The organism is Duganella sp. AC917 (assembly GCF_979258245.1).
Window position 1 is genome coordinate 3,676,561 of sequence record NZ_OZ409848.1, and the last position, 26,936, is coordinate 3,703,496.

Below are 26,936 nucleotides of genomic sequence, written 5' to 3' on the forward strand. Positions count from 1 at the left end.
CTTATTAGTTCGGGCATCAAGCGCGCAGGAAGTGGAACAGGTTGCGCAGCATGCCGGCGGTGGCGCCCCAGATATAGTATTCGCCGTAGGGCATGGCGTAGAAGCTGCGCCGTCCGCCGGGCAATTGGGCCGACAGGCGCTGGTGGTTCAGGCCGTCCATCAGGAAGGCCAGCGGCACTTCGAAGATCTCGGCCACCTCGGACGGGTCGGGCCGCAGCTCGAACGGCGGCGCGATCAGCCCGACGACCGGCGTGACACGGTAGCCGGTGCCGGTGTAATAGTCGGGCATGGTGCCGATGACGTCGACGTGGGCGCGGTCCAGGCCGATCTCCTCCTCGGATTCGCGCAGCGCGGTGTCGACCGGGCCGCTGTCGTACGACTCGGCGCGGCCGCCGGGAAAGCTGACCTGGCCCGGATGGTCGGTCAGGTCGGCATTGCGTTGGGTCAGCAGGATGGTCAGGCCGGTCTCGCGCAGCACCAGCGGGATCAGCACGGCGGCGGCGGTGGCCGGCGTGCCGTCGGGCCGCTGCAGGTGCCGTTCGTCGGTGCTCTCCGGCGTCCAGGCCGGCTGCTCGGCAAAGCGGCTGCGCAGCCACTGCGGCACCAGGCGCTCGCGGGCGACGGCCGGCTCGCCGGCGATGGCGTCGATCGGCAGCAGTTTCGGATCAAATAGCGGTTTGGCCAACGCTGTCTCCATATAAAAAAAGGGCACCCCGTTAGGTGGTGCCCTTCTACCCAAACACAAGCGCGGCTATTAAGCTGCGGTTGCTTTCGCCGCTGGGCGACGGTTTGGCAGTTTTTCCTTGATACGTGCCGATTTACCGGAACGATCACGCAGGTAGTACAGTTTAGCGCGACGTACGTCACCGCGGCGTTTCACTTCGATCGAAGCGATCAGCGGGGAGTACAGCTGGAACGTACGCTCGACGCCTTCGCCGGACGAGATCTTACGAACGATGAAGTTCGAGTTCAGGCCACGGTTACGACGGGAGATGACGACGCCTTCGTATGCCTGGGCGCGCTTGCGGGTGCCTTCGACGACGTTGACGTTGACGATCACGGTATCGCCAGGGGCGAAATCAGGGATCTTCTTGCCCAGACGAGCGATTTCTTCTTGCTCGAGTTGTTGAATCAGATTCATTTTAAGACTCCAAAAACCATCGTGCTGGCGCGCAATGAGTGCTGTTCAAACACTCGCCCAGTAGAGGATGGGGTTAAACAGGCGGACGACATGTCCGCAAGCTTCTACAACAACAGGTTTTTATAAACCTGCCAAAAATTTCTCGTCATGCTTGGTCAGCAGGCCGCTCTCGCGCGCCTTGACCAGCAGATCGGGGCGCTTGCGCGCGGTCGCTTCCAGCATGCGCTGGCGGCGCCATTTTTCGATCTCGGCGTGGTTGCCGCCCATCAGTACCGGCGGCACCCCCACACCTTCATACGTTTCCGGCCGCGTGTAGTGCGGCGAATCGAGCAGGCCGTTGACGAAGCTGTCTTCGATCGCCGACGCATCCGTGTTCAGCACGCCGGGAATCTGGCGGATCACGGCATCCATCAAGGCCATCGCCGGCAGCTCGCCGCCGGACAGCACGAAGTCGCCGAGGCTGATTTCCTCGTCGACGCAGCGGTCCAGCAAACGCTGGTCCACCGCCTCGTAGCGGCCGCACAGGATCACCAGACCGGGTTCCTGCTTGAGCGCCATGACACGTTCGTGCGTCAACTGCTTGCCCTGGGGCGACATGAACAGCACGCGGGGCGCGGGCAGACCGGCATCGGTCTGGCGCTGCTTCGCCGCGTTGAGCGTCGCTTCCAGGGGCTTGGCCAGCATCACCATGCCGGGGCCGCCGCCATAGGGGCGGTCATCCACGGTACGGTGATTGTCGGTGGTGAAATCACGCGGATTCCACAACGACAAGCCACATTTATTCTGTTCGAACGCGCGCCGGGTGACCCCCGACTGCGTCAGTGCGGCGAACATTTCGGGGAACAGGGTCACGACATCGAATTGCATGGCGGGCCGCCCTTATGTTCTTTAGTAATCAAGGCCCCAGTCGACGGTGATCTTTTTCGCCGCCTTGTCCACCTTGATGATGAACGCTTCGACAAATGGGATCAGGCGCTCTTGCGCCGCAACTTCGGGTTCCGCATCTTCAGCGACGGCTGCCGTAATGCGCAAGATCGACTGCGGACCGTTGCTCATCATGTCAGTCACCGTACCGAGGTGCTCACCTTGCAAATTCTCTACATCCAGACCAATCAACTCGGTCCAGTAAAACTCATCATCGGACAAGGCCGGGAAAAGACTGCGCGGAACCGAAACAGCGGCGCCTTTAAGCGCTTCTGCGACGTCCCGATCGGTCACTCCCACCAGCTGTGCGACCACGTCGCCGCCATGCAGTTTGGACTGCTTGACTTCGACCTCGTGCAAGCTTGGCTTGTCGATCCACCAGGTTTTCACCGCGAGGAGCGCATCCGCATCTTCCGAGAAAGGACGTATCCTCACCCAGCCAGCGACGCCATAAGCACCGAAGACAAAGCCTACCTGTGCCAGATCGTCGGGGACTTGCACCCCGGATGCATTCTTATCGGTCAAACCAGCAGCCAGACTTAAACAGCTTTGTTCGACGCTACCAGACGAGCGACGGTAGGCGACAGTTGTGCGCCAACCGATTGCCAGTGAGCCAGACGGTCAGCGGTGATACGCAGTGGCACTTCGCCGCCTTGCGCCATCGGGTTGTAGAAACCGATGCGTTCGATGAAACGACCATCGCGACGATTGCGCGAGTCGGTTGCAACGATGTTGAAGAACGGACGCTTCTTGGCGCCTCCACGAGCTAAACGAATAACGACCATAATATTTCCAAAAAGTGTGCTAGGACGGAAAAAGCCGCAAATTATAGCGCGCTTTGCCGCGAAGCAGCAAGCGTTAATGAAATAATCGGGCGAATTGGGGTAATCGAAGATTATCCCCCGTTCCGGCGCACTGGGCAATAGCCACAACGATAAAAAGGTGGGCCGGGCCGGTATTATGACCGATACTGCATGTTTTCCGGCTATTTAATCGATAACCATGACGAATCCGCACCACACCGCCCAGTCGCCCACGTCCGCCGCCTCGCCCTCGCGCCACAAAAACAAGACCATCGCCGCCCTGCTGGCCTTCCTGTTTGGCGGGCTCGGCCTGCATCGCCTGTACCTGCGCGGCGTGCGCGATCCCTGGCTGTGGGCGCATCTGGCCTCGCTGCCGCTGGCCTGGGTGATCGCCAAGGGGGCGCCGGATGCAGATGGCTTCTATAAGGTGCTGCCGATCATGATCTCCGGCCTGGTCGGCTTTCTGGAGGCGCTGGTGCTGGGATTGATGTCGGACGAGAAATGGGACGCGCGTTTCAACCCGACATCGGGCAAGCAATCTGACTCGAATTGGCCGCTGGCCATCATCCTGGTGGCGGCCATGATGCTCGGGGCCGGTAGCCTGATTGCCACAATCTCACGATTATTTGACTTACTGTACACTGGTGGTGCCTATGGATAACAAGAGGAGACCCACCATGAACAATCGTTCAATTCTGCTGGCGATGACGCTCGCCGCACTGACGTGCAGCGCGCAAGCCCAGAGCACCAAACAAGAGTACAACGCCGAAACCAAGCGCATTGCCACGCGTTACGCGGACGACAAAAAGCTGTGCGCCGAGGAAAGCGAATCGAGCGCGCGCATGCAATGTCTGCGCGACGCCAAGTCCGAATTCAACAAATCGAACACGCAAGCGAAGGCCAACCACAAGGTCGGCTCGTCGAAGTCGTCGGCCAACTGCATCGACTGCGGCCGGGTCACGTCGGTCGTCGTCGGCGAGAAAAAAGGTGAAGGCGGCGCGGTCGGCCTGATCGCCGGCGGCGTCGCTGGCGCCCTGCTCGGCAACCAGGTCGGCAGCGGCGGCGGGCGCAAGCTCGCCACCGTGGCAGGCGCGGCGGGCGGCGCCTACGCCGGCAAAAAGGTCGAGGAACATGCGCGGTCGAGCAAGCAATGGACCGTCAATGTCGAATACGAAGACGGCAAGCGCGACAGCTACACCTTCGCGGAAGACCCGGGCATGACCAAGGGCGACCAAGTCAAACGCGCCAACGGCAGCATCGTCCGCCGCTAACCCCTGCGGGGGTCAAGTCTGTCATTCGGACACAGGCTGAACTGTTAACGGTTGAGCACGTGTCTGAATGACAGACTTGACCCCGGGGTTTGGTTGTGACGGTTGAGCACGTGTCCGAATGACAGACTTGACCCCGGGGTTTAGTTGGGTTGCCTGGCGGGCGACCAGATGAATCGCGCGCCATCGCTGCCGTCGGGCAGTGGCCCGGCACTATCCGCTGCCACCTGCCCGGTTTGCGGATCGATGCGCAGGTAGCGATTGCTTGCAATCGACATCAGTATCAACTCCCCTGTCGGCGTTTCCATCCACTGGAAACTGTGCGCCGCGCCAGGTTTGCCGGCCCGCAGGCTGACACCGCCTTCTTTGTCGACTGTCAGGTAGCGCGCGCCAGACGCCAACGCGACCCGGCCCAGCTCCATATCCTTCACCTTGAATATTGTCGGCGCGGACGCGGCCAGCTTTTCGCCCGTGACGGCCAAGCCGGTTTCGGCCTTGTACGAGACCAGCCGGATGGTTTTGCCGAAGGGTATGGCGCGCATCAACCCGCGCGGCATGGGCTGTGCGATATCGACACTGTCGAAATCGGCGTATCCGCCTTCCCCACCACCAGGGTTGTAATTGAACAGCGCATAGCGCACGCCCTGGAACGTCTTGAGCTGGAACACCATCGTCCAGGCGCTGCCGATGGCGACGAAATGCTTGCCATCCATTGAATAACTGAAGCTTGCCTGCTCGCTGAGGAAATTGCAGTCGGCGCGCAGCCAGATGCGTTTGACATCCAGCGGAATCCGCGTGGTCCGTCCGCTGGTCTGGTCAAACAGGGCCAGATTCAGGCCTTCCGCAGTTTTCTCGACACCCAGTGTGGCGTAAGGCAGGTTGAGCAGTCCGAGGCCGGCGACGTCGCCCTCTTTCATCCCCGCGAGCTCCAGCGCGACGGTCGGCGACGACACCGGGCCGATGGCGCGCTGTGTCAGGCTGTTGCGCGCGTCCCAAAACGATGTGGCCCTTAAAGCGTGCAGCCGCAGAAAACCTGGCCGCTGCGTCAGCGACCATTTATTTTCGACCGGCACGTGATTCCATTGCCAGACCGGCTTCAACTTTGCGCCGGAAAAATCGTCGCTGCGCTCGTACGGTACGTGAATCGGCTGCGCAACGGCCGTCTTTGGTTTGACCCAGGTGCGCGGGTTGCGTCCCAGATTGCCCGGCAGGCCGAAGTACGGCCAGCCATCGCTCCATGTCACCGGCGACAGGCCCAGCAGCCGTCCGATCGAGTTGTAGTCCATCATCGAGAAGCCCCACCACTCGCCCGCCGGCGTCAGCACGATGCCGCCTTGGTGCAGCGACGTCGCGTCCTTCGAGGCCGGGTTGGGTGGATCGATCACAAATGGCGGCTTGCTGTCTTTCAAGCGATAGCCGCGCGCCATGCCGAAGCCCTCGTCCCTGCTGATCGCCTGGTTCACCTCGTAAGGACCGTAGACGTTGTCGGCGCGTGCAGCCGGCATGCGGAAGCCGCCCGCGTAATTGGCGCTGAGGATGAAATACTTGCCGCCGATTTTGTAAAAATGCGCGCCCTCCCCCATGCCTGCATTTTTATCGAACAAGGTTTTTTCCGAGCCGGGGACAATGTCGGTCAGCTCATCGTTGAGTCGCGCTACCTGCATGGTTTGATGGCCCCAGACGACATACGCCTGGCCGTCATCGTCGAACAGCACCGACAAGTCGTGCAGGCTGCGCCGCATTTCGTGATGCTTCCATGGCCCGCGCGGGTCGGTCGACGAGTAGACCTGCGTGGCCCGTCGATTGATGTTGGTGAAGATATAAAACGTGCCGTTGTGGTAGCGCAGGCTGGGCGCCCAAATGCCCTGGCCATAAATCTCTTTGCCGTCCTCAAGACGGAACTCGGGGCCGAAATCGAGCGCCGGTGCGGCGTAGCTGAGGAATTCCCAGTTGACCAGGTCTTTCGACCGCATCACCGGCAAGCCGGGCATCGCATGCATCGTGGTGCCGGTCAGATAAAACCAGTCGCCAACGCGGATCATATCCGGATCGGAGAATTCGTCGTAGAACAGCGGATTGGTGAAGGTGCCGTTGCCGTTGTCGGCGGTCCACGTTTGGTCTTTGGAAGTCGGCGGCGCCGCAGCCAGCGCCGGATGCAGGCTGGACACGGCCAACAAACACAGCACGCCAACGATGCGGGCCGCAAGGAGGTAAAGGTTTCGCTCGCCCACAACGGATGAATCTTTCATGCAGTCTCCTCCTGGACGGCTCTTTGGCCGCTGGTTCGAACTTCGAAATGTTATACGCAATCATTTTACAGACATAAGTCGGCGCGTGGCTATTGGTCTTTCCCATCAGTTGGAAGATGACTGTCGCTGTGACACAATGTTATCTAACTTATCAACTGGAGACGCCGTGTCCGCACCAACCTTCCCCGCCCAATGGCAAGCCCTTGTCGATCAAGCCGCCACCGCGTTGCGCGCCCTGGCGCTGGATGAATCGGCCAAGGAAAAATTCTGCAACGACCCGCTGCTGCGCCCTTACATGCACAAGGTCTCGCAGCGCTACGTGGCCGGCCAGACTGTTGCGGATGCATTGGCGCGTGTGGAAAGCATCATCGCCCAGGGTCATGCGGCGTCGGTCGAATACATGGGCGAGAGCGTGCGCGACGAAGCGTTTGCCATGGCGGAAACGGAAGTCTTCATGGAACTCGCGCGCGCGGTCGGCCAGCGCAACCTGAACTGCTCGATCTCGCTGGATCTGTCGCACGTGGGCTCAATGGTGGACCTGGAGTTGGGCTACCGGAACCTGCGCCGGGTGGCGCTGGCGGCGGCCGAAATCAACCGCGAAGTCATGATCTCGATGGAAGGCGCGGACCGCGCCGACGACATCTACGCCATTTACGCGCGCCTGCACAAGGAAGACGGCCTGCACAACGTCGGCATCACGGTGCCCGCCAAGCGCCACCGCACGGCGCAAGACTTCGCGGAGTTGATGAAGATCCCGGGCCGTATCCGCTTGGTCAAAGGCGCGTTTCTTGAGTCGGAAGAGATCTCCTATGACCGCAACAGTCCGGAGCTGGCCGCCGCCTATCGCAAGTACGCGGGCGAGCTGCTGCTGAGCGGGCACAAGTGTTCCATCGCGACGCACGATCGTTCGATCCAGGCGGACCTGAGCGAGCTGATCTTGAAAGAGCGCATCGATCCGCGCTGGTATGAGTTTGAATCGCTGATCGGCCTGGGCGCGGAAAACATCGCCGAACTCAAGTCGCGAGGCTTCCCTACCCGCGAGTACGTCGTCTTTGGCGAGGAGCATTTCCTGTACGTGCTCAACCGCATTGCCGAGGAACCGGTGCGGGTGTATCAGGCGATTGTGGATGTGATGGGTACGCCAGCCTGAATCAGGGCGTCTCGACATAACCGACGACGCTGGACGGCAGAGGGATCGGCAGGCCGTCCTCGCGCATGCCGCTGAGGTGGAAAACGATCGCCTTTTGCATCGACTCCTCCACCTCCGCGACGCTGTCGCCGGTAGCCACGCAACCTGGCAAATCCGGCACATAAGCGGAGTAGTTACCTTCTGCCTTTTCGATAACAATCGCGTAACGCATATCAGCTCACTTTTTCAAACTTGCCTGCTTAAGGATACTCTTGTAAGTCCCTGGGGCCAAGTCGTCGCTCAATTTCCCTGGGACAGTTACGCGTCCAGGCTTGAAAGGATGCGTGAACTGGCGATGGCTCCCCCTGAGGCATCGAAGCTCCCAGCCATCACTAACCAGCATCCTAATGACGTCGCCAACTTTCATTGGCAAAGCTTAGCAATCGACTGAAGCAGGAGCTCGATAAATCTCAGGGAGTGATCATTTAGCCATTACAGCGATGCTTCTTCAGTGCAGGCGGATATCCGCCTGCATCGCTATGGCCGCATCAACGTCGCGAACCGAGCGCGCCGAGCGCGCCGAGGGCCGCGCCCCGGCGGCGACTGCCCAGGCCAACACCCAATGCCCGGCCGTAATTTCCTCTGCGGTCGTTTGCGCGTGCAGCATGCGGCGAGCGGCGTCATTCATGCGTTTCACGGCATAGGCCTTACGGCTACTCTTAATAGGGACGATAACGATCGATTTCATGGCAGACCTCACTGTGAACATCCTCGTTTTACGCAGCGAGCGCACAAACAGATTCAAATATGGAACCACGATTTGCTCAAGGACGGGCAAAAAAAAGCAGCCGAAGCTGCTTTTTCTCGATTCTGCGCAAGCAGCTTAGAACTGCTCTTCGCTCAACGCCAGCACGCCGGCGCTGCCGTCGATGATCGCGGTGCGCAGGCCCGACGATTGCGACAGGATGTGGTCGGCAAAGAAGCGCGCGGTGGCAATCTTGGCTTTGTAGAAGCCGGCGTCGCCGTCGTTGGCGTCGAGCTTGCGCTGCGCGATCACGGCGGCGCGCGCCATCTGCCAGCCACCCAGCACGATGCCAGCCAGCTTCAGGTACAACACGCTGCCCGAGAACACACCCTTGATGTCGCTCTTCATGTTGGCGACAACGTATTCCACCACAGCCTCCAGATCCTTGCTGCCAGCCGACAGTTGCGCCAGGATCGCCTTGGCGTCGGCCGAGCCGCTCGCTGCCAGCTCGGCTTCGGTCGCCCGCACCTGGGCGATGATGCCCTTGGCGACAGCGCCGCCGTCGCGCACGGTCTTGCGGCCGACCAGATCGTTGGCCTGGATCGCGGTCGTGCCTTCGTAGATCGTCAGAATCTTGGAATCGCGGTAGTGCTGGGCCGCACCGGTTTCTTCGATAAAGCCCATGCCGCCATGCACCTGCACGCCGTCGCGCGCGACGTCCTGCGACATCTCGGTCGACCAGCCCTTGATGATCGGCACCAGATATTCATACACCGCCAGATTGGCCTTGCGCGTTTCCGCGTCGGCGTGGCTGTGGGCGACGTCGCTGATGCCGGCGCCGACGTAAGCCAGCGCGCGCGCCGCCTCCGTCTGCGAACGCATATTCATCAGCATGCGGCGCACGTCCGGATGATGAATGATCGACACCGGACCGGCCGAACCGGCCAGATCGCGCGACTGCACGCGGTCCTTGGCGAACGCCACCGCTTTTTGATACGCGCGCTCGGCCAGGCCGATGCCCTGCAGGCCGACGCCGAAACGGGCCGCGTTCATCATGATGAACATGTATTCGAGGCCGCGATTTTCTTCGCCGACCAAAGTACCGATCGCGCCGCCGTGGTCGCCGAATTGCAGCACGGCGGTCGGGCTGGCCTTGATGCCCAGCTTGTGCTCGAGCGAGACGCAATGGGCGTCGTTGCGCTCACCGATTGAACCGTCGGCGTTGACCAGGAACTTCGGCACGATGAACAGCGAAATCCCCTTGACGCCGGCCGGCGCATCCGGCGTGCGCGCCAACACCAGGTGGACGATATTCTCGGAGAAGTCGTGCTCGCCGTAAGTGATGTAGATCTTGGTGCCGAACACTTTATAGGTACCGTCGCCCTGCGGCACGGCGCGCGTGCGCACGGCGGCCAGGTCGGAGCCGGCTTGCGGCTCGGTCAGGTTCATCGTGCCGGTCCATTTTCCCGACACCAGGTTTTCCAGATAGATGGCTTTCTGCTCGTCGCTGCCGGCCGTCAGCAGCGCTTCGATCGCGCCGTCCGACAACAGCGGGCACAGTGCGAACGAAATGCTGCCGGCGTTGAGCATTTCGATGCACGGCGTGCCAAACAGCTTGGGCAAGCCCTGGCCACCGAACTCCACCGGATGCTGCACACCCTGCCAGCCAGCCTCGCCGAACGCCTTGAAGGCTTCCTTGAAGCCCTTGGACGTGGTCACCTGGCCGTCGTGCCAATAGCTGGGCTCCTTGTCGCTCGGATGGTTCAGCGGCGCGATGACGTTGCTGACGAATTTCGCGTTTTCTTCCAGGATGGCTTCGGCCGTGTCCGGGGTCGCGTCCTCGTTGCCCGGCAGCGCGTTGACGCCGGCCAGGTCCGCCAGTTCGTTCATTACGAACAGCATGTCTTTCAGGGGTGCTTGATAGGGCATCTTATGTCTCCAAGAAAAAAGCCACGGCAATCCGGTGGTACCGGATCAGCGTGGCTCGGTTGCGCTCAGGCTGTATTAGCCCAGTTCTGCAACCAGTTGCGGCACGATTTCAAACAGATCGCCAACGATGCCGTAGTCGGCAACGGAGAAGATCGGCGCCTCAGGATCTTTGTTGATCGCGACGATGGTTTTCGAATCCTTCATACCTGCCAAATGCTGGATCGCGCCGGAAATACCGACGGCGATGTACAAGGTCGGCGCGACGATCTTGCCGGTCTGGCCCACTTGCCAGTCGTTCGGCACGTAGCCGGCGTCGACCGCGGCGCGCGAGGCGCCCATGGCGGCGTTCAGCTTGTCCGCCAGCGGCTCCAGGATCTTGAAGGCGTCGCCCGAACCCATGCCGCGGCCACCGGAAACGATGATCTTGGCGGCGGTCAGTTCCGGACGGTCCGACTTGGCCAGCTCGCGGCCGACAAAGCTCGACTTGCCCGTATCGCCGACGGCGGTGACGGTTTCGGTCGCGGCCGAACCACCGGTGGCGGCAGCGGCGTCGAAGCCGGTCGCGCGCACGGTGATGACCTTGATCTTGTCGGACGATTGCACGTAGGCGATGGCGTTACCGGCGTAGATCGGGCGCTCGAAGGTGTCCGGCGAATCGACCTTGGTGATTTCCGAAATCTGCGCCACGTCCAGCTTGGCGGCTACGCGCGGCAGGATGTTCTTGCCGTAGGCGGTGGCCGGCGCCAGGATGTGGCTGTAGGTGTCGCCCTGCACCAGCGCCAGCACCTGCTCGGCGACATTCTCGGCCAGGCCGTCGGCAAAGTGCGCGGCGTCGGCCACGATGACTTTCGACACGCCGGCGATTTGCGCGGCGGCCGCTGCGGCGGCGCCGGCGTTCGAGCCTGCGACCAGCACGTGCACGTCGCCACCGCACTGGGCGGCCGCGGTCACGGTGTGGAGGGTGCTGCCCTTCAGGCTGGCGTTGTCGTGTTCTGCGATGACTAATGCGACCATGATTGTTCCTTTAGATAACTTTGGCTTCGGTGCGCAGTTTTGCGACCAGGGTGGCGACGTCCGGGACCTTGATGCCGGCCGAGCGCTTGGCAGGCTCGACGACTTTCAGGGTTTTCAGGCGCGGGGTCACATCGACGCCCAGGTCTTCCGGCTTGGTCACGTCCAGCGGCTTTTTCTTTGCCTTCATGATGTTCGGCAAGGTCACATAGCGCGGCTCGTTCAGACGCAGGTCAGTGGTGACGATGGCCGGCAAGGTCAGCGCCAGGGTTTCCAGGCCGCCGTCCACTTCGCGGGTGACGGTGACTTTGCCGTCTTCCAGCACCACTTTCGACGCGAACGTCGCTTGCGGCCAACCCAGCAGCGCGGCCAGCATCTGGCCGGTCTGGTTGGAGTCGTCGTCGATGGCCTGCTTGCCCAGGATGATCAGCTGCGGCTGTTCCTTGTCCGCCAGCGCTTTGAGCAGCTTGGCGACAGCCAGCGGTTCCAGCTCGACCGAGGTCTCGACCAGGATGCCGCGATCGGCACCGATCGCCATGCCGGTACGCAGGGTTTCCTGGCACTGGGTCACGCCGCACGACACCGCCACCACTTCGGTGACCTTGCCGGCTTCCTTCAGGCGCATCGCCTCTTCCAGCGCGATCTCATCGAAAGGGTTCATCGACATTTTGACGTTGGCGATATCAACGCCCGTGCCGTCGGACTTGACGCGAACCTTGACGTTGTAGTCGACCACGCGTTTGACGGGTACCAAGACTTTCATAGCTGTGCCTTTGGGAAAATGTATAAATGTTCGGGACTAAATGTGGGCTAGATTATATGAGAAATCCGCCGCGCACAAGAAATTAAAGCACGATCGTGCGATTTTTTGCTAGTAGAAACCGTCTAAAACTGGGTTGTCCTAGACGGCGGTTCTACAGGGAAGAGTACTGCTGAGGTGGGCAGCGCCTATTTGCGCTGCATCAAAAACACGAATTCACGTCCGGTTTGCACATGGGATAACAGAGCGTTGCCGGTCTGCTTGGCGAACGCCTGGAAGTCGCGCACGGAACCGGGGTCGGTTGCCATAATGCGCAGTACTTCACCGCTTTGCAACTCGGATAAGGCTTTTTTAGCCTTAAGAATCGGCAGCGGGCAATTCAGGCCGCGCGCGTCGAGTTCTTTGTGGAATTCCATGATTTCGTTTTCAAGTATCGTGTCGGTCATCAAGAACCCGCTAGTTTGTTGAGCACTTTCGTCATAGTACTCCAATTTCCGGCAGTTGACGCGCTGCACCAAAATAGTTCATTGCGCGTTGCAAGTTCGCAACGTGAACTTGCGATTTTACAATAAGTCTGCTTAAACAACAGCGGCCCGCGCTTGACACGCGGGCCGCTTCGGTGATGCATTAATGCTGCGTATCAAGCGTTGTTGCAGCTTGATAGTTACCTTAGGCGCGTTGGCCTACCCATGCGGCAACACCCGCCAGCGCCGCCGGCAAGCCGCTTGGATCGGTTCCGCCGGCCTGCGCCATATCGGGGCGTCCGCCGCCTTTTCCGCCCACTTGTTGTGCAACGAAGTTCACCAGCTCACCGGCCTTGACCTTGGACGTGGCGTCCGCCGTCACGCCGGCGATCAGGCTGACCTTGCCATCGGCAACGCTTGCCAGCACGATGGCGGCGGTCTTCAGCTTGTCCTTCAGCTTGTCCATGGTCTCGCGCAGGCGGGCCACGTCGGCGCCGTCCAGCGTGGCCGCCAGCACCTTGATGCCGTTGACGTCCACCGCTTGCGTGACCAGTTCGTCGCCCTGCCCCGAAGCCAGCTTCGACTTCAGCGCGGCCAGTTCCTTCTCCAGCGCCTTGACATGGTCCTGCACCTGGCCGATACGCACGGTCAGCTCTTCAGGATTCGATTTCAGCGCGGCGGCCGCTTCCAGCAGGCGACGGTTCATCGACTGCACCAGCGCCAGCGCGCCCTCGCCGGTTACGGCTTCGACGCGGCGGATACCGGCGGCGACGCCGCTTTCCGAGATGATCTTGAACAGGCCGATGTCGCCGGTGCGCTGCACGTGGACGCCGCCGCACAGCTCTTTCGAGGTGCCGATGTCGAGCACGCGCACTTTGTCGCCGTACTTCTCGCCGAACAGCGCCATCGCGCCATGCTTGACTGCGTCGTCGAACGACATGTGCTGCGCCTTGGTCGCATGGTTTTCCAGGATCTCTTTATTGACCTTGGCTTCCACTTCGGCGATCTGCTCGGCCGTCAGCGGCGCGTTGTGGCTGAAGTCGAAACGGGTTTTGTCCGCGTCGACCAGCGAGCCCTTTTGCGCCACGTGGCCGCCCAGCACTTCGCGCAGGGCTTTGTGCATCAGGTGGGTCGCCGAGTGGTTGCGGATGGTGCGCGCGCGCTTGCCCTGGTCGACGTCCGCGCTGACCGCGTCGCCCACTTTGAGCGAACCGCCGGTCAGGGTGCCGTGGTGGCCGAACACGTCGGCCTGCACCTTGAGCGTGTCGTCCACGCTGAACGCGGCGGCGCCGGCCGTGATCGTGCCCTGGTCACCGACCTGGCCGCCCGATTCGGCATAGAACGGCGTGGTGTCGAGCACCACGATGCCGCTCTGGCCGGCCGTCAGTTCCTGCACCGACGTGCCTCCCGTGTACAGCGCCACGATCTTGCTGGTGGCGTGGCTCAGGTTGTCGTAACCGACGAACTTGTTCTTCTCGCCCGAGTATTCGACCTTGCTGTCCTTGACCGATTTGCCGCCTTTGCGCGACAGTTCCTGGCTCTCCTTCAATGCCGCGTCGTAGCCTTCCTGATCGAACGTGATATTGCGTTCGCGGCAGATATCGGCGGTCAGGTCCGGCGGGAAGCCGTAGGTTTCGTACAGGGTGAAGGCGGTGGCGCCGTCGATGCCGGTGCTGTCCTTGGCCAGTTGCGCTTCCAGCACTTTCATGCCGGTTTCCAGGGTCTCGCCGAAACGCTCTTCCTCGGCCTTCAACATCTGGGCCACGCGGTCCTTGGCTTCCTCCAGCTCCGGATAGGCGCCGCCCATCTCGATCGCCAGATCGGCCACCAGCTTGTAGAAGAACGGCTTGGTCTGGCCCAGCTTGTGGCCATGACGCAGCGCGCGGCGGATGATGCGGCGCAGAACGTAGGCGCGGCCTTCGCTGCCTGGAATGACGCCGTCGACGATCATGAACGCGGAGGCGCGGATGTGGTCGGCGATCACGCGCAGCGACTTGTTTTCCAGGTCGGTGGCGCCGGTTTCGCGCGCGGCGGCCTTGATCAGCGCCTGGAACAGGTCGATCTCGTAGTTCGAATGCACGTGCTGCAGCACGGCGGCCAGGCGCTCCATGCCCATGCCGGTGTCGACGCACGGCTTCGGCAGCTTGTGCATCACGCCCGCCTCGTCGCGGTTGAACTGCATGAACACCAGGTTCCAGATTTCGATGAAGCGGTCGCCGTCTTCGTCCGGCGAGCCTGGCGGGCCGCCTGGAATGTCGGCGCCGTGGTCGTAGAAGATCTCGGTGCACGGGCCGCATGGGCCGGTGTCGGCCATCTGCCAGAAGTTATCCGAAGCGTAACGCGCACCCTTGTTGTCGCCGATGCGGATGATGCGCTCTTTCGGCACGCCCACTTCGTTGGCCCAGATGTCGTAAGCCTCGTCGTCTTCCATGTAGACGGTGACCGTCAGCTTGTCGGCCGGCAGGCCGTACACCTTGGTCAGCAGTTCCCACGCGAAATTGATGGCGTCACGCTTGAAATAGTCGCCGAAGCTGAAGTTGCCCAGCATTTCGAAGAAAGTGTGGTGGCGCGCGGTATAGCCGACGTTTTCCAGATCGTTGTGCTTGCCGCCGGCGCGCACGCAGCGCTGCACGGACGTCGCCCGGGTGTACGGACGGCTGTCGGTGCCGGTGAACACATCCTTGAATTGCACCATGCCGCTGTTGGTCAGCAGCAAGGTCGGGTCATTGCCAGGTACCAGGGAGCTGGAACGGACAATCGAATGACCCTTGGATTCAAAAAACTTAAGGAATTTCTCGCGGATTTCAGTTGATTTCATGTCGTGAGCAGGGTAGCTGGCAAATGCAAAGGGTTGATTATATATGACCCCGTCAACGGCAGGGTTGCCGGCGGGCTGGCTAGGCGAACGTCGGGCCGATCAGATCGATGCGGTCGGTGCAAAAGCCGTCCACGCCCCACGACAGGATCTCGCTGCCCCGCTCGGGCTCGTTGACGGTGTAGCAAAACAGGCCATACCCGGCGGCCTTGATCGCCCGTGCCAGTTCCGGAGTCAGGTGCTTGTGGTTGGTGTGGATGGCGACCGCGCCCAGTTCTTGCGCCTGCGCCTGCCAGTCGTCCGGAATCCGGTCCAGCAGGTAGCCGCGCGGCAGGTCCGGGGCGGCGTCGCGGGCAGCTATCAGCGCGCCAAAGCTGAACGACGACAACAGCGGAATGGCGGCCGGATCGCCTGCCGCGATCTCGGCGGCGTAGCTGTCGCGGGTAACTTGCGCAACCCAGCGGCCGGTTTCGGGCTCGAAACCGGCCGCCGGCTTGATTTCGACGTTCATCCAGATGCGCTGGGCTTTGCAGTAATCGATGAATTGCGTGTAGTAAGGCACCGGTTCGTCCTTGAACTGCTGGCCGAACCAGGCGCCGGCGTCCATCGCGGCCAGATCGACGGCGTCGGTGCCCGGCACGCTGCCGGAGCCTGCTACGGTGCGGCCGAAATCGTCGTCGTGCATCACCATGCCGATGCCGTCGCGCGACAGCATCACATCGAACTCGACGGCATGGAAGCCGTAGGCCAGGCCGGCGCGCAGCCCGGCGACCGTGTTTTCCGGCGCCAAGGTGCCGCCGCCACGATGTGCAACAATTTTCGGATATGGCCACATAACGATGTCTCCAGCAGATAAATATTTGTTATAAAACCAACTCCACACTATCACGAATGCCGCGCAGACACTACACTGGCGGCCTGATAGGAATACTCAAAAGGTTAGACATATCATGACAGCTCAAAAAGCGTTAAGCCACATCCGCGTGCTCGACCTGAGCCGGGTGCTGGCCGGACCGTGGTGCTCGCAGAATCTGGCCGACCTGGGCGCCGACGTCATCAAGATCGAACGTCCCGGCGCCGGCGACGACACGCGCGCCTGGGGTCCGCCGTACGCGAAGGACGCCGATGGCAACGACACCACCGAGGCCGCCTACTACCTGGCGGCCAACCGTGGCAAACGCTCGGTGACGATGGACATCGCCAGCGCGGAAGGCCAGGCGCTGCTGCGCGAACTGGTCAAGCATTGCGACGTGGTATTGGAAAACTACAAGGTCGGCCAGCTCAAACGCTACGGCCTCGACTACGACTCGCTCAAGGCCATCAAGCCGGACCTGGTCTACTGCTCGGTGACCGGCTTCGGCCAGGATGGCCCGTACGCGCACCGCGCCGGCTATGATTTCCTGATCCAGGGCATGGGCGGGTTGATGTCGGTGACGGGCGAGCGCGACGACCTGCCCGGCGGCGGCCCGCAAAAAGCCGGCGTCGCTCTGACCGACCTGATGACCGGCATGTACGCCACCATCGCCATCCTCGCCGCGCTGACCCAGCGCGACCGCGACGGCAGCGGCCAGTACATCGACATGGCGCTGCTGGACGTGCAGGTGGCGATGCTGGCCAACATGGGCAGCAACTACCTGAACAGCGGCAAGCCGCCCAAGCGCTGGGGCAACGCGCATCCGAACATCGTGCCGTATCAAACCTTCGCCTGCTCGGACGGCTACATCATCGTCGCCACCGGCAATGACGGCCAGTATCAAAAGTTCGTCGAAGTGGGCGGACGCGGCGACCTGGCCTTCGACGCACGGTACGCCACCAATCCGTTGCGCGTGAAAAACCGCGACGAGCTGGTGCCGCTGCTGGCGGACATGGTGCTGGCGCAAAGTCGCGATTTCTGGATCGATCACTTGGAAGCGGTCGGCGTGCCGTGCGGCCCGATCAACAACCTCGACGATGTCTATAAAAATCCGCAGGTATTGGCGCGCGAGCTGGTGATGGAAGTGCCTCACCCGACCGCCGGCAAGGTCAAGCTGGTGCGCAGTCCGATGCGCATGTCCGGCGCCCCGGCCGACGACGCCACCACATTACCACCGCCGCTGCTGGGCCAGCACACCGACGAGGTGCTGCGCGACCTGCTCGGCCACAGCGCGGCCGACATCGCCACCCTGCGCAACAAAGGAGTTCTTTGAGCATGAGCAGCAACGTCACATTGGAAGAAATCACCGGCCACAACTTCGAGGCCTTCATGGACATGGAGCTGCCCGAGCACCAGCGCGATTTCATCGCCAGCAATGCCTTCTCGATCGCGCAAGCCAAGTTCTACGCCGATTACATCCCGCGCGGCATCTACTGCGACGGCGAACCGGCCGGCTTCCTGCTGTACGACCGCCAGTCGAACGACAATCCCGGCGAATACGGCATCTACCGTTTCATGGTCGATTTCCCGCGCCAGGGCAAGGGCATCGGCCGGCGCGCGATGACATTGCTGCTCGACGAACTCAAGGCCAAGCCGGACGTCAAGCTGATCACGATTTGCTACAAGCCGGACAACACTTCCGCGCGGACGTTTTATCAAAGCTTCGGCTTCGAGGAAACCGGCCTGGACGAGATCGGCGAGATGATCGCCGTGATCAAGGTGGCCGATTAACGCGCCGCGTCCGCCGCCGTTGCCGGCTCACCTTAAAACGTCACGCTTCAACTCGATGATCTGACTGTGCATCTGGGTGACCGAGCCCTTCATCTGCGCCGACAACTGCGGAATGTTGACGCATACCCGCTTGGCGCGCTCGGCCATCAATTCCATATCGCGTATCAATTTATGGATGCGCTGCGCGTCCTGCGACAACAGGATCTCGCGCGCCGTGTCCGACAACCGGTCCACGCGCTGGATGCTGTCGCGCAGCTCGCTGGGCAGATTGAGCTCGGCCGAACTCGCCTGCGCCGCCTGGCCTATCGCTTGCTCGAGTAAATGAAACCGGTGCTCGATGTCGTTCGTTTGCAGCATGGTGACTCCTCCCCTGTTGGATCAGGCACAGGCGTGCCAGTGCAGATTCGACCGTCCACCATACAACCAGTTTCAGGCCACGTGTCCGCTCATTGACGCAGGTCAGAGCACCGTCGAAATCGCCTTCATTTTAGATAAGCCAGCTGTGCTACGCAGGCCCAGTCGCATCTGTTAGTATTCATGAACAAAGCCCGCACCTCCAGAACGGACATGGACAGCCACCAGTATTCCGCCCCCCTCCGCGACACCGAACACCAGCCGTTGGCGCAATTTTTCGCCCATAGCCCCTATTACGCTTTTGCGATCGACGAAGGCGGCACGCTGCTGTGGTTCAACGGCCACACCGGTTCAGCGCTCGGCCCCATCGCAGCCGACACGCCGGCCGCCGCGCTGTATGCGACCTGGTCGGTGCCGATGCTCAAGGACGAAGCGCTGCCGACGGCGCGCGCGCGCGGCTACTGGCGCGGCGAGCTGGAGCTGGTCAGCGTCGCCGGCGTTCCGCACATGGTCACGCAGACGGTCGAGTGGCGCCGCGCAACGCCGCAACAGCCGGGCCATTACCTGTGCCTGTCGTATCCGCTCGACGACTACGACGTGTTCGAGTCGCGCTTGCGTTTCAAGCACTTGTTCGAAGCCCATCCGCAACCGATGTGGGTGTACGACTTGCAAACGCTACAGTTCTTGGTCGTCAACGCCGCCGCGGTCGCCCACTACGGCTACACGGAGGCCGAATTCCTGCAAATGACGATCCGCGACATCCGCCCGCCCGAACAGCACGAACGGCTGGCGCGCAATCTGGCCACCGCCCCGGCCAGGGGCGCCGAACGCGCCGGCAGCTGGACCCACATCAAGCGCGACGGCAGCCATATCGAAGTGGAGATTTCGTCGCACTCGGTGACCATCGCCGGCCACCCGTCGCGCTTTGTCGTGGTCCACGACGTCACCGAGCAATTGCAAATGGCGGCCGAGCTGCACGCCTCGCGCGAGCTGAAGAACCTGGTCATCAACCAGATCCCGCATCAGATCTTCTGGAAAGGACTCGACGGCAACTACCTCGGCGGCAACGCCGTGTTCGCCCGCTCCGCCGGGCTCGCCAGCACGACGCAAGTGCCCGGCAAGCGCGACGAGCAGTTGCCATGGGCGCAAAGCGCCGAGGCGATCCGCGCCGAGGACAGCGTCATCATCGCCAGCGGCCTGCCGCAGCTGGACCGCCAGGACCACATGACGCTGGCCGACGGCACGGTGCACTGGTACCTGATCAACAAGATGCCGTTCCACGACCAGCACGGCAACACCATCGGCGTGCTGGGCATGATCGAGGACATCACCGAGCGCAAACAGAACGAGACGATGCTGCAGCTGCGCGGCCGCGCGCTCGACGCCAGCGTCAACGCCATCGTCATCACCGCGCACGGCCCCGCCGGCGACCTGGTCGAGTATGCCAATCCCGCCTTCGCGCGCCTGTTCGGCCACAGCGGCGCGGCCGCCAGCGGCCGCCGGCTCGACGAACTGCTCGGCCAGGACCAGCGCAGCGACGACGGCGAGGCGCTGCGCGCGGCATTGCAATCGCGCCAGGAAGTGACGTTGCTGATGGGCGCGCGCCATCGCGACGGCGCCCCGCTGTGGACCCAGCTGCATCTGGCGCCGGTGTACACCGCCGGCGCGGGCAGCGAGATCGGCCACCATGTCTGCGTGCTGACCGACCTGACCGAGACCATCAACTATCAGGAACAGCTGGAGCACCAGGCCAGCCACGACGCGCTGACCGGCCTGCCCAACCGCGCGCTGTTCGGCGACCGCATGGCGCAAGCGATCAGTTACGCGCAGCGCTACGGCCACAGCGTGTGGGTCGCGTTCATCGACCTCGACAACTTCAAGCTGGTCAACGACAGCGAAGGCCACCAGGCCGGCGACGAGCTGCTGTGCACCATCGCCGCGCGCCTGAGCGCCTGCCTCGACGCCGGCGACACCGTGGCCCGGCTCGGCGGCGACGAATTCCTGCTGCTGATGCCGGACGCCGACGGCCGCGCGATGTCGATCCTGCTCGAGCGCGTGCTCGACGCCGTCAGCGCGCCGGTGGCGCTGGGCAAGCAGCTGTTCACCATCACGTGCAGCATCGGCGTCAGCGTCTACCCCAACGACGGCGCCGAGCCGCAGCAACTGCTCAAGCACGCCGACATCGCCATGTACCGCGCCAAGGAAGCCGGCCGCAACCAGATCCAGTTCTACGAGGCGGCCATGCATACCCGCATCGCCGAGCGCACGATGATCGAGGCCGAGCTGCGCCACGCGCTGCCGCGCAACGAGCTGAGCCTGCAGTACCAGCCCAAGGTCGATTTGCGCAGCGGCGCCGTGGTCGGCATGGAGGCGCTGCTGCGCTGGCGCCATCCGACGATGGGCATGGTGTCGCCGGCGCGCTTCATCGGCGTGGCCGAGGAGACCGGCCTGATCGTGGCGATCGGGCGCTGGGTGCTGCGCGCCGCCTGCGCCCAGAACAAGGCCTGGCAGGCGGCGGGGCTGACGCCGCTGCGGGTGGCCGTCAACCTGTCGGCGCGGCAGTTCCGCGATCCCGCGCTGACCGGCGAAATCCTGGCGGCGCTGTCCGACAGCGGCCTGGAGGCGCAATACCTGGAACTGGAGCTGACCGAGAGCCTGATGATGCACAACGTCGGCGAGGCGGTGGCGGTGGTCGAACAGCTCAAGCGGCTCGGCATCGCGCTGTCGATCGACGACTTCGGCACCGGCTATTCCAGCCTGGCCTATCTGAAGCAGTTCCCGGTCGACTACCTGAAGATCGACCAGTCGTTCACGCGCGAGATGCTGGCCGAGCCGAAGGTGGCCGCGATCGTGCGCTCGGTGCTGGCGCTCGGCCACAGCCTGGGCTTCAAGGTCATCGCCGAGGGCGTCGAAACCGAGGCGCAGCTCGCTTACCTGCGGCGCCACGGCTGCGACGAGATGCAGGGGTATTTCTTCAGCCGGCCTTTGCCGCCGGACGATTTCGCCGAGCTGCTGCGGCAGGAGCGCGCCCTGCCGCAGGCGCCAAACATGGCGCAGCGCCCTCAGCAGACCTTGCTGCTGCTGGACGACGAGCCGTCGATCCGGTCTTCGCTCAAACGCCTGTTCCGTGTCGACGGCTACCAAATCCTCAGCGCCGAGACGGCCGAACAGGCATTCGACCTGCTCGCCATGCACGAGGTGCAGGTGGTCATCAGCGACCAGCAAATGCCGGGCATGAACGGTACGGAATTCCTCAGCCGGGTCAAGACCATGTACCCGGGCACGATACGCATCATCCTGTCCGGCTATGCGGATCTGGAATCGGTGCTCAACGCGATCAACCGCGGCGAGATCTATCGTTTCTACACCAAGCCGTGGGACGACCAGACCTTGCGCGAAAACATACAGGAAGCGTTCGAATATCACCGGCTGCTCAATGCCGGCGACGACAATGGGGACGCGCCGGATTAGACCATCGGCATCACGCAGCGATACTTGCAACAAAGATAAATCGCAGCCGGCCGCGCGGCTACAATGCCGGCCATGACACCTCAACGCCAACACCGTTGGCCCGGCTTGCTGCTAGCCGGGCTCGCACACCTCGCGCTGGTATATTTTCTGATGCAGAGCCAACGGTTCGCCGACGCGCCGCGCGCTGCGCGCAACGCGATTCAATGGCTGTTGCCTTTGCCGACAGTGGAGCTGCCGCGTAAGGCGGCGCCGGCGCCACGCGTAAAAACCCTGCCCGCAGCGCCCCGGCGGATTTCACCGGTCGCGGAGCCGGTGTTGGCGCCGCCAGCCGCGGCCAGTGAAAGCGCGCCAGCGCCAGCCGCGCCCGCAGCTGCTGCGCCCTACGATCCCTTCGCACAGCCGCCGGCAGAGCCGCAGCCCCATAGTGCCGACAGCATCCTCGCGCAGGCCCGTCTCGACGCCGGCAAGATCGACAAGGAATTACGCAAGACCTTCCCCATCGCCGAACCGCTGCCGCCACCGGACAGCAAACAGGCCCTGCTACAACGCGGCTTCGACGCCGCCCACGAGGCGGTGCCGCCGAAGTGGTATCAAGGCGCCAGAATGGTGGAGCTGAGCACGCCGGGCGGCGAGAACAAGCGGCGCACTTACAAGATCATCACTGCCCTGCTGACCTATTGCATCGACATTTATCCGGACGGCCGCAAAGCCTACGCCAATTGTCCTCGTTGATTATCTTTCCGCCACGCCCAGCGGCGCCAGGCTGCGCAGGCGCAACGCGACCAGCATCGCCAGGAACAGCGCCGCGCCCAGCACAATGACCACGCCGGGCCAACCGTCGCGGCCCCACATGACGCCGGTGGCCGAACCGATCACGCTCGACCCGAGATAATAGAAGAACAAATACAGCGCCGACGCCAGCGCCTTGCTGGTGGTCGCGCGCCGGCCGACCCAGCTGCTGGCCACCGAGTGCGTGGCAAAAAAGCCGAAGGTGAACAGCGCCACGCCGGCCAGTATCAGCGGCAGCCAGTTGGACAAGGTCAGCAGCAAGCCGACAATCATGATCGCCATCACCGCCCACAGCACATGGCGGCGGCCGAAGCGGTCCGCCAGGCGCCCGGCCCAGACCGAGCTGTAGATACCCAGCAGGTACAGGAACGACACGGCGCCGACCAGACTATGGTTCAGACCGAACGGCGCGCCCAGCAGGCGATAACCGATGTAGTTGTACAGGCTGACGAAGGCGCCCATCAGCAGGAAGGCCAGCGCGAACAGCCACGGCAATCCCGGATCGGACAGGTGCAGTTTGAAACCGGACGCCATCGAGCGCAGGCCGCCGCCGGACGGCACGAAGTGGCGCGAGGCGGGCAGGCTGCGCCAGAATTCCCAGGCCGCCAGCAAGCCGGCCACGCCGACCGCGCCGACCGCCAGGCGCCACGAGAAATGATCGCTCAACACCGACGTGATCACCCGCCCCGCCATGCCGCCAAAGGCGCTGCCGCTGATGTAAAGGCCCATCGACAAGCCCAGCGAGCCCGGCTCGATCTCCTCGCCCAGGTAGGCCATGGCAATGGCCGGCATGCCGCCCAGCGCGACGCCGAGCAGCGCCCGCATCGCCAACAGTTGCGGATAGTTGTCGGCGAAGGCGCACAGTATCGTCATCAGCGCGGCGATCGCCATCGCCGCCACCATCAGCGGCTTGCGGCCCAGGCGCTCGGACATCGCGCTCGACGCGACAAGAGATAAAGCCAGCGCGGCGGTCGATACCGACAGCACCATGCTGCTTTGCGCCGCGCTCAGCGCGAATTCGTGGGACAGCAAGGGCATCAATGGCTGCACGCAGTACAGCAGCGCGAAACAGGAAAAGCCGCCGAAGAACATGGCGCGGTTGCTGCGTTTGAACGCCGCGCTGCCGGCCGCAATGCGTGGCGCCGCGACGTACGGTGCCGGGGAAACGGGTAAGGCCGAGGCCGAAGCTGTGCTTGAAGACATGGTGGTATTCCGGTGCAAAACTCGATAGGTCCATCTTAGGATTGCACTGTACGACTGTCCAATATATATTAAAGTCGTTTGTTATACTTTAAAACGATTACTAGTGAGGAGCGGGAGCTTGGAACTACGTCATTTGCGCTACTTCGTCGCGGTCGCCGAGGAATTGAGTTTCACCCGCGCCGCCGAGCGCCTGCACATCGGCCAGCCGCCGCTGAGCCACCAGATCCAGATGCTGGAAGCCGAAGTGGGCGCCCAGCTGCTGGAGCGCAGCAAGCGCTGGGTGCGCCTGACCGAGGCGGGAAAACTGTTCCTGGACGATGCGCGCCGCGTGCTGTCGCTCGCTGAGCAGGCGGTGCAGACCGCGCGCCGCGCCGAACGTGGCGAGGCCGGCGAGTTGCGGGTCGGCTTCACGTTTTCGACACCGCTGACGCCGCTGTTCGCGACCGTCATCAACCGCTACCGCCAGCGCTATCCCGGCGTCACGCTGACCTTGCACGAACGCTCGACCCTGGCGCAGATCGACGCGCTGGCCAGCCGCGAGCTCGATCTGGGACTGGTGCGGCCGCCCGAATCCGCGCTGCCCGAGGCGGTGACGATGACCGAGTTGCGGCGCGATCCGCTGGTGCTGGTGGTGCCCGAGGAGCATCCGTTGGCGACCAGGGCAACCTTGCGGATCAGTGATCTGGAGGGGCAGCCGCTGGTGATGTATCCGAAGACGGCCGGCACCGGCATCCACCCGCAGATTTTCCGGCTGTGCCGCGCGGCCGGGTTCGAGCCCACCATCGCGATGGAGGCCGGCGAAGCGTCGACGATGGCGGGACTGGTGGCAGCGGGTTTCGGGATCGCGGTGCTGCCGAGTTCTTTCGACATCATCCGCTTGAGCGGGGTGCTGTACCGGCCGCTGGCCGACAAGGATGCGACCACGGCGCTGCTGCTGGCGCAGCGCAAGGACGAGATTTCGCCGCTGGTGGCCGCGTTCAGGGCGATCGCGCTGGAGGCGGCGAAGCATGAATTGCCGCTGTAGCAGTCGTTCGACTGATACAGCATGTGCTTGTACACGGCCGCTTGTGCCTTGTCCCGGTCGCGCCGCGCTTCTAGACTGGGGCCTTCTCCACGCTGCGGCCGCCTGCCATGACCGAACTCCTGCCTTTGATGAGCTATTGCTTTGTGATGTCCGCCACGCCCGGGCCGAACAACGTGATGCTGGCCACCACCGGCGCCAATTTTGGCTATCGCGGCGCGCTGCCGGTTATCCTAGGCATCCAGGTCGGCATCTTTGTGCAGACCATACTCATGTGCGTGGGGCTGGGCAGCGTGTTCATCGCGTACCCGCTGGCACAGCAGATGCTGCGGATCGCTGGCGCGCTGTACCTGATGTTTTTGGCCTGGAAGCTTGCCGCCGCCCCGGTGGCGGGAACCAGCGCACCGAAGGCCGTGTCGTTTGCCCAGGCGGCGCTGTTTCAGGCGTTGAACCCCAAGAGCTGGCTCAAGGCGATCACCATGGCCTCGGTCTTCATGCCTTCGCAAAACAACATGCTCGTCGGCGCGCTGCTGGTGTCCGTGATCGGCACCGCGGTGGGCATGCCGTGCAACGCCATATGGGCGCTGTTCGGCGTCTCGATCCGCGGCGTGCTGAAAGCGCCGCGCAACCAGCGACTATTCAATCTGGCGATGGGCGCCATCCTGGTGGTCCTGGGCGCGATGTTTTTACGCTAGACTAGTACCCATGTTCGCCATCGACCGCTCCTCGCCCGTCGCCCTGTCCAGGCAGATCGAGGCCGCGTTGCGCCAGCAGATCGCACAACGCGTCCTGTCTGGCGGGACCAAACTGCCGTCGATCCGTCAGCTCGCCACGCAACTGGCGGTCAGCACAAACACTGTTGTGGTGGCTTATGACAGGCTGGTAGCCGCCGGCGTCATCGATACGCACGGCACGGCGGGCTTCTTCGTGTGCGCGCCAACCGACGCCGGCCGCGCCATTCCCGACGAGGTTGCGCTGGAAGCGGGCCACGAGCAGGAGCCGGTCTGGATGATCCAGCAAGTGAACGACCTGCGGCCGGGCGTGCTGCAGGCCAGCAGCGGCGCCTTGCCCCCCGCCTGGCTGCAAGACGCGCTGCCGGCGGCCGCCGTGCAACGCGGCCTGGCGCGCAGCGCGGCGGGCATGGCCTCGCGTTGTCCACCGCAGGGGCTGGCCGAACTGCGTGAGCAGATCGCGCTGCTGTTGCGCGGCATCGGCGTCGCCGCGGACGCCAGCCACATCCTCACCACTTTCGGCGCCACCCATGCGATCGATCTGATCTGCCGCACATTTCTCCAACCCGGCGATACGGTGCTGGTGGAAGATCCCGGCTACTTCCTGATGTTTGGGCGGCTGCGCCAGGACGGCGCGCGCCTGGTGCCCATCAAGCGCCACCCCGATGGCCTTGACCTGGACGAACTGGAAGCCGCCTGTCGCGCGCACCGTCCGCGCCTGCTATTCATGCAGACGGCCTTGCACAATCCCACCGGGTGGAGCAGCAGCGCCGCCAATCTGCACAAGGTGCTGATCCTGGCGCAGCAGTATGGCGTTCTGATCGCCGAGGACGATGTGCACGGCCATTTCCAGCAGGGCCACAGCACGCGGCTGGCATCGCTGTCCGGACTGGACGGCGTGATCTACTACTCCAGCCTGTGCAAGGCGCTGAGCCCGGCGCTGCGCATGGGCTACCTGGCCGCCGCGCCAGCCCTGCTCAAGCCGCTGATGCGAACCAAGATCCACGCCATCATGACCTTGCCCGCGCTGAACGAATACGTTTTGCTGGAAGTGCTCAAGGCCGGCAACCTGCGCAAACACCTGGAACGGCTGCAACGCAAAATCATGGTGGCGCGCAACGCCAGCACGCGGCAACTGAGCGCGGCCGGCGTGCTGTTCGAGCAACCCGGCGACGCCGGCATTTTCCTGTGGGGCTCCATGCCCGGAGGGCTGGACGTGAACTTGCTGGTGCAGGACGCGTACCGCAACAAGATCCTGATGATGCGCGGCGCCGCGTTCTCGGCCAACGACACGCCGGACCAGCACATCCGCTTCAACGTTGCCTTCAGCCAGCATCCGCGCGTGAGCGCCTATCTTGAAGAACGCCTGCGTGCGCTGGCGGACGCGCGTTCAAGCCTGGCCCGCGCGAGCGGCGCCGCCAGCATCGGCGGCAACTCCTGAGCATCGGCCACGCCCGCCTTAGCCAGGTCAGGCCGAGCCTGCAG

The 26,936-nt window shown here is 63.1% G+C and carries 27 protein-coding genes; 10 read left to right on the top strand and 17 right to left on the bottom strand.

Going from position 1 to position 26,936, the window contains the following annotated elements; genetic code table 11:
- Positions 1 to 16 precede the first annotated feature (16 nt).
- From ACZ0BA_RS15935 to rpsP, 5 genes are all read right to left on the bottom strand, one after another.
- Positions 17 to 685: a CoA pyrophosphatase gene (locus ACZ0BA_RS15935; RefSeq protein ID WP_463452196.1), complete on the bottom strand. Its 669-nt coding sequence runs from the start codon at positions 683 to 685 to the stop codon at positions 17 to 19.
- Positions 686 to 754: 69 nt separating this feature from the next.
- Entirely contained in the window at positions 755 to 1,141 is a 387-nt protein-coding gene (gene rplS, locus ACZ0BA_RS15940) for a 50S ribosomal protein L19 (RefSeq protein ID WP_090315727.1), read from the bottom strand.
- 120 nt (positions 1,142 to 1,261) lie between these two features.
- A complete protein-coding gene (gene trmD / locus ACZ0BA_RS15945; protein WP_463452197.1) occupies positions 1,262 to 2,008 on the bottom strand; it encodes a tRNA (guanosine(37)-N1)-methyltransferase TrmD in 747 nt (248 codons plus the stop codon).
- Positions 2,009 to 2,029: 21 nt separating this feature from the next.
- Positions 2,030 to 2,590: a ribosome maturation factor RimM gene (rimM, locus tag ACZ0BA_RS15950; protein ID WP_463452198.1), complete on the bottom strand. Its 561-nt coding sequence runs from the start codon at positions 2,588 to 2,590 to the stop codon at positions 2,030 to 2,032.
- A gap of 14 nt (positions 2,591 to 2,604) precedes the next feature.
- On the bottom strand, positions 2,605 to 2,850 hold the full coding sequence (rpsP, locus tag ACZ0BA_RS15955) for a 30S ribosomal protein S16 (RefSeq protein WP_090315733.1): 246 nt from the start codon (positions 2,848 to 2,850) through the stop codon (positions 2,605 to 2,607).
- A gap of 217 nt (positions 2,851 to 3,067) precedes the next feature.
- Here rpsP and ACZ0BA_RS15960 point away from each other — a divergent pair, with 217 nt between their 5' ends.
- Both ACZ0BA_RS15960 and ACZ0BA_RS15965 read left to right on the top strand, forming a co-directional pair.
- Positions 3,068 to 3,529 carry a TM2 domain-containing protein gene (locus ACZ0BA_RS15960; protein ID WP_463452199.1) on the top strand — a complete coding sequence of 154 codons (462 nt, stop codon included), beginning with the start codon at positions 3,068 to 3,070 and terminating at the stop codon, positions 3,527 to 3,529.
- 16 nt (positions 3,530 to 3,545) lie between these two features.
- Positions 3,546 to 4,139: a glycine zipper 2TM domain-containing protein gene (locus ACZ0BA_RS15965; protein WP_463452200.1), complete on the top strand. Its 594-nt coding sequence runs from the start codon at positions 3,546 to 3,548 to the stop codon at positions 4,137 to 4,139.
- Positions 4,140 to 4,279: 140 nt separating this feature from the next.
- Here the strand turns inward: ACZ0BA_RS15965 and ACZ0BA_RS15970 are convergent, their stop codons facing one another.
- The gene (locus tag ACZ0BA_RS15970) at positions 4,280 to 6,385 is read right to left on the bottom strand and encodes a glycoside hydrolase family 43 protein (protein ID WP_463452201.1); all 2,106 of its coding nucleotides are present in this window, start codon (positions 6,383 to 6,385) and stop codon (positions 4,280 to 4,282) included.
- 166 nt (positions 6,386 to 6,551) lie between these two features.
- Here ACZ0BA_RS15970 and ACZ0BA_RS15975 point away from each other — a divergent pair, with 166 nt between their 5' ends.
- A complete protein-coding gene (locus ACZ0BA_RS15975) occupies positions 6,552 to 7,535 on the top strand; it encodes a proline dehydrogenase family protein (RefSeq protein WP_463452202.1) in 984 nt (327 codons plus the stop codon).
- Position 7,536: 1 nt separating this feature from the next.
- On the opposite strand, the gene ACZ0BA_RS15980 is transcribed toward ACZ0BA_RS15975, so the two are convergent.
- From ACZ0BA_RS15980 to ugpQ, 9 genes are all read right to left on the bottom strand, one after another.
- Entirely contained in the window at positions 7,537 to 7,746 is a 210-nt protein-coding gene (locus ACZ0BA_RS15980) for a type II toxin-antitoxin system HicB family antitoxin (protein WP_463452203.1), read from the bottom strand.
- 6 nt (positions 7,747 to 7,752) lie between these two features.
- Entirely contained in the window at positions 7,753 to 7,941 is a 189-nt protein-coding gene (locus tag ACZ0BA_RS15985; protein ID WP_463452204.1) for a type II toxin-antitoxin system HicA family toxin, read from the bottom strand.
- A gap of 81 nt (positions 7,942 to 8,022) precedes the next feature.
- Positions 8,023 to 8,262 (bottom strand): hypothetical protein, encoded by a 240-nt coding sequence (locus tag ACZ0BA_RS15990; RefSeq protein WP_463452205.1) that lies wholly within the window; start codon positions 8,260 to 8,262, stop codon positions 8,023 to 8,025.
- Between the two features lie 135 nt (positions 8,263 to 8,397).
- The gene (locus ACZ0BA_RS15995) at positions 8,398 to 10,188 is read right to left on the bottom strand and encodes an acyl-CoA dehydrogenase (RefSeq protein WP_463452206.1); all 1,791 of its coding nucleotides are present in this window, start codon (positions 10,186 to 10,188) and stop codon (positions 8,398 to 8,400) included.
- 75 nt (positions 10,189 to 10,263) lie between these two features.
- Positions 10,264 to 11,202 carry an electron transfer flavoprotein subunit alpha/FixB family protein gene (locus tag ACZ0BA_RS16000; RefSeq protein WP_463452207.1) on the bottom strand — a complete coding sequence of 313 codons (939 nt, stop codon included), beginning with the start codon at positions 11,200 to 11,202 and terminating at the stop codon, positions 10,264 to 10,266.
- A 10-nt stretch (positions 11,203 to 11,212) separates the two neighbouring features.
- Positions 11,213 to 11,962 carry an electron transfer flavoprotein subunit beta/FixA family protein gene (locus ACZ0BA_RS16005; RefSeq protein WP_090315761.1) on the bottom strand — a complete coding sequence of 250 codons (750 nt, stop codon included), beginning with the start codon at positions 11,960 to 11,962 and terminating at the stop codon, positions 11,213 to 11,215.
- A gap of 185 nt (positions 11,963 to 12,147) precedes the next feature.
- Complete coding sequence (locus ACZ0BA_RS16010) at positions 12,148 to 12,405, bottom strand: sulfurtransferase TusA family protein (protein WP_373999957.1); 258 nt, start codon at positions 12,403 to 12,405, stop codon at positions 12,148 to 12,150.
- 223 nt (positions 12,406 to 12,628) lie between these two features.
- Positions 12,629 to 15,241: an alanine--tRNA ligase gene (gene alaS / locus ACZ0BA_RS16015; RefSeq protein WP_463452208.1), complete on the bottom strand. Its 2,613-nt coding sequence runs from the start codon at positions 15,239 to 15,241 to the stop codon at positions 12,629 to 12,631.
- 79 nt (positions 15,242 to 15,320) lie between these two features.
- Positions 15,321 to 16,073 carry a glycerophosphodiester phosphodiesterase gene (ugpQ, locus tag ACZ0BA_RS16020; protein ID WP_463452209.1) on the bottom strand — a complete coding sequence of 251 codons (753 nt, stop codon included), beginning with the start codon at positions 16,071 to 16,073 and terminating at the stop codon, positions 15,321 to 15,323.
- Positions 16,074 to 16,188: 115 nt separating this feature from the next.
- On the opposite strand from ugpQ, the gene ACZ0BA_RS16025 reads away from it, so the two are divergent.
- Both ACZ0BA_RS16025 and ACZ0BA_RS16030 read left to right on the top strand, forming a co-directional pair.
- Positions 16,189 to 17,424, top strand: coding sequence for a CaiB/BaiF CoA transferase family protein (locus ACZ0BA_RS16025; RefSeq protein ID WP_463452210.1), 1,236 nt, complete (start codon positions 16,189 to 16,191; stop codon positions 17,422 to 17,424).
- A 2-nt stretch (positions 17,425 to 17,426) separates the two neighbouring features.
- Positions 17,427 to 17,882 (top strand): GNAT family N-acetyltransferase, encoded by a 456-nt coding sequence (locus ACZ0BA_RS16030; protein ID WP_463452211.1) that lies wholly within the window; start codon positions 17,427 to 17,429, stop codon positions 17,880 to 17,882.
- A gap of 27 nt (positions 17,883 to 17,909) precedes the next feature.
- On the opposite strand, the gene ACZ0BA_RS16035 is transcribed toward ACZ0BA_RS16030, so the two are convergent.
- Complete coding sequence (locus ACZ0BA_RS16035; protein ID WP_463452212.1) at positions 17,910 to 18,239, bottom strand: hypothetical protein; 330 nt, start codon at positions 18,237 to 18,239, stop codon at positions 17,910 to 17,912.
- Positions 18,240 to 18,419: 180 nt separating this feature from the next.
- On the opposite strand from ACZ0BA_RS16035, the gene ACZ0BA_RS16040 reads away from it, so the two are divergent.
- Together ACZ0BA_RS16040 and ACZ0BA_RS16045 are read left to right on the top strand one after the other, a co-directional pair.
- Positions 18,420 to 21,707: an EAL domain-containing protein gene (locus ACZ0BA_RS16040; RefSeq protein WP_463452213.1), complete on the top strand. Its 3,288-nt coding sequence runs from the start codon at positions 18,420 to 18,422 to the stop codon at positions 21,705 to 21,707.
- A 150-nt stretch (positions 21,708 to 21,857) separates the two neighbouring features.
- Complete coding sequence (locus ACZ0BA_RS16045; protein ID WP_463452214.1) at positions 21,858 to 22,439, top strand: hypothetical protein; 582 nt, start codon at positions 21,858 to 21,860, stop codon at positions 22,437 to 22,439.
- On the opposite strand, the gene ACZ0BA_RS16050 is transcribed toward ACZ0BA_RS16045, so the two are convergent.
- A complete protein-coding gene (locus ACZ0BA_RS16050) occupies positions 22,440 to 23,699 on the bottom strand; it encodes an MFS transporter (protein ID WP_463452215.1) in 1,260 nt (419 codons plus the stop codon).
- Positions 23,700 to 23,817: 118 nt separating this feature from the next.
- Here ACZ0BA_RS16050 and ACZ0BA_RS16055 point away from each other — a divergent pair, with 118 nt between their 5' ends.
- The 3 genes from ACZ0BA_RS16055 to ACZ0BA_RS16065 all read left to right on the top strand — a co-directional run bounded on the left by ACZ0BA_RS16055 (position 23,818) and on the right by ACZ0BA_RS16065 (position 26,892).
- On the top strand, positions 23,818 to 24,723 hold the full coding sequence (locus ACZ0BA_RS16055; RefSeq protein WP_463452216.1) for a LysR family transcriptional regulator: 906 nt from the start codon (positions 23,818 to 23,820) through the stop codon (positions 24,721 to 24,723).
- A gap of 107 nt (positions 24,724 to 24,830) precedes the next feature.
- The gene (locus ACZ0BA_RS16060) at positions 24,831 to 25,415 is read left to right on the top strand and encodes a LysE family translocator (RefSeq protein ID WP_463452217.1); all 585 of its coding nucleotides are present in this window, start codon (positions 24,831 to 24,833) and stop codon (positions 25,413 to 25,415) included.
- Between the two features lie 10 nt (positions 25,416 to 25,425).
- Complete coding sequence (locus ACZ0BA_RS16065; RefSeq protein ID WP_463452218.1) at positions 25,426 to 26,892, top strand: aminotransferase-like domain-containing protein; 1,467 nt, start codon at positions 25,426 to 25,428, stop codon at positions 26,890 to 26,892.
- The last annotated feature ends 44 nt before the right edge of the window (positions 26,893 to 26,936 follow it).